We start from the raw sequence: 723 nt of genomic DNA on the forward strand, positions 1-723 counted from the left end.
AAAACATTTAAGGAAACAGCTGAAATCTACGGGTGTTCATCTTCAACCATTATACGTCGATTCGATCAAATTTCACGAAGTGAAATTCGTCCGGTGGAAGAATTACCTACAGTTATAGCTATTGATGAATACAAGGGTGATACCCGCGAAGGGAAATACCAGTTAATCATTGCGAATGGGATAACAAAAGAACCGATTGATATTCTACCAAGATGAGAAATGGCATTTAAATCGTTACTTGGAGATGTCGAATGAACTCAAACAAGCATATGAAATTAAAGAGGCATATCGTTCTTGGTTTTTACGTGCCAAAGAAAACGGAAAAAACAGTATCAGTTTGGTTAAAAAGGAATTGGAAGAACTATATAAGTTAATTGAGGATTCAAAGATACCTGAAATGATTAAAGCAATAAAGACCATACAAAATTGGCAAGTTGAAGTATTAAATAGCTTTGCCTATGAATATTCAAATGGGTTTTTAGAGGGAATTAATAATTCAACCAAAGTTCTAAAGAGAAATGCTTATGGATTTAGAGTTTTTGAACGCTTTAGGGCGAAGATTTTATTAACACACAAGTATAAAAGAATTGGGGTACATATTGGTTAACCGAGTTGGTGTGATTCTCCTCTATAAAAAATGATGAATGGTACCATCCATCATTTTTTATAGAGGCCACCAAGCGTAGCGCGGTAGCCTAAAACCCCAACATTTGATTTAGAACC

The 723-nt window shown here is 34.9% G+C and carries 1 pseudogene; it reads left to right on the plus strand.

The window, feature by feature from the left end:
* Positions 1 to 607: pseudogene (locus QY97_RS19320) on the plus strand (transposase); the annotation flags it as partial.
* Between the last annotated feature and the right edge of the window lie 116 nt (positions 608 to 723).

It is taken from the genome of Bacillus thermotolerans, assembly GCF_000812025.2.
GTDB lineage: Bacteria > Bacillota > Bacilli > Bacillales > Domibacillaceae > Quasibacillus > Quasibacillus thermotolerans.